Source organism: Vibrio thalassae (assembly GCF_900089835.1).
Lineage (GTDB): Bacteria > Pseudomonadota > Gammaproteobacteria > Enterobacterales > Vibrionaceae > Vibrio > Vibrio thalassae.
This window is the reverse complement of sequence record NZ_OANU01000157.1, coordinates 1-1983: the sequence shown is the minus strand read 5'-3', so window position 1 is coordinate 1983 and position 1983 is coordinate 1. Positions and strand designations below refer to the sequence as shown.

Here is a 1983-nt window from a genome sequence, read left to right as displayed (position 1 = left end):
ACCAGTCAGCGGGAAAAAGATCTAGCCGCTGAAGTTGCCAAACTCAAAAGACAATTGGCTGAGCAAGCTGAAGAGCTAGATATAGTAAAAAAGGCCGCCACCTACTTCGCGAAAAACTTAAAGTAGATTGCTACGAATTTATGCTCGAACACCTGCTGTGCTTCAGTGTTGTCCGCATGGCTAAGGTGTTCGGCGTTTCACGAAGTGGGTCTTATTACTGGATTAAGCATCGCCACAAGGCCATCCAGCGCGAGGTAACTCGCCAAGAGCTTGATACGAAGGTCAAAGAGGCTTTTAACAATAGCAAAGGCCGTGATGGCTCAAGACGCATCCAGAAAGAGCTGGCTGAGAACGGTGATAACCGTAATGTTAAAACCATCGCCGCCAGTATGAAGCGGCAAGATTTAACGCCGAAAGCGGCACGTAAGTTTAAGTGTACGACGGACAGCAAACATAAAATGCCAGTTGCTCCGAACCTGCTGGCTCAGGATTTTAACGCGGAGGCTCCGAATCAAAAGTGGGCGGGAGACATCACCTATGTTGCGACAAGCGAAGGCTGGCTGTATTTGGCGGTAATTATTGACCTTTATTCAAGGCAAGTAGTCGGTTGGTCTATGGACACCAGAATGACGGCAACTCTGGTCTGCGATGCGTTATCAATGGCCTTGTTCCGTCGAGGGTTCCCTGAGCAGGTTATCGTTCATAGTGACCGAGGTAGTCAGTACTGCTCAAAGGATTATCGAGACCTGATAACTGCTTATAATCTAAAGCAAAGTATGAGTAGGAAAGGAAACTGCTGGGACAATGCTTGTGTTGAGAGCTTCTTCCATTCAATGAAAGTTGAAGCGATCCAGTATGAGCCGATCATGACGCGAGACGAGATGCGCCAAACGATCTTTGAATACATAGAGGTTGATTATAATCGGACAAGAAGGCACAGTGCTCTTGGGTATCTAAGCCCAGTTAACTTTGAAAATCAAAATGTCGCTTAATGAAGTGTCCAGTCTGGCTGGAGCAGATCACACGCCAGTAGACAGAGTATTTGAGAAGTTTGCTTGGCCTAAAAAATAGTCCCACGATCTAGATGTAATAGAGCGAACGAATACGTTCGCTCTTTTATCACAAAACTTCATGTTTAGATGTATGTTAACAACAGTACAACGAGGGAGCATATGGAGTGCAAGAAAACGGGTGTAAAAAAGCCATTTAGATTAGAAGAAATCTGGCGGATTAGAACTCAGTAATAATCTGATGGAACTATCTCTTCTTAACCTTGCAATCGATAGCAAGCTACTACGTTCAAATGACCTCTTATCATTAAGGGTGTCAGATGTTTCATCTAACTTATTAGTATTCAACCGTGTCCAGTATGTTCAGAAAAAGACTGGTAATGACGTTCAGTTTGAAATCATTCAGAGAACATAGCAAACGCTGAGTCATTGGATTAAAGATCAAAAGCTTCAACCTAAAGACTACCTTTTTCCAAGCCCACGAAAGCCCCATCAATCTCTAAGCTACTCATATTACCGTCGAATCATTCGGAGTTGGGCACTTACTTTAGGTCACAACCCTGATCTCTACGGAACTCATTCAATGCGCCGAACTAACGCGACATTGATTTACCAGAAGACTAAAAATATTCGAGCGATTCAGCTTTTACTCGGGCATACCAAGATCGAAAACACCATCAAATGTTGGTGACTTAGCGTTTTACAGACTTAGCGTTTTTACAAGACTTAGCGTTTTTACCCGTGACACTTTCTAACTCGAAAGTGCCCGTGCGACCTGAAGTCGTATGAAGCGTTGTTCACCACGACAAGAGTGAACCATCTGTATCACCAGATGACCCTAGGATCCTGAATAAAGTAGCGGATCTGACAATGTAACGAAACTTGGCCGTTAGGCTGAGTGGGAACAAAATCGTGAGAGGATGTTCCTCCTGAAAACCACAATTCGGGTAAGTGCTAGGGAGTCAATATGATG

2 pseudogenes are annotated in these 1983 nt (G+C 44.2%); both read left to right on the top strand.

Annotated features, from left to right (window positions below):
- Positions 1–992: pseudogene (locus VTH8203_RS22990) on the top strand (IS3 family transposase); the annotation flags it as partial.
- A 180-nt stretch (positions 993–1172) separates the two neighbouring features.
- Positions 1173–1701: pseudogene (locus VTH8203_RS22985) on the top strand (tyrosine-type recombinase/integrase).
- Positions 1702–1983: the final 282 nt, after the last annotated feature.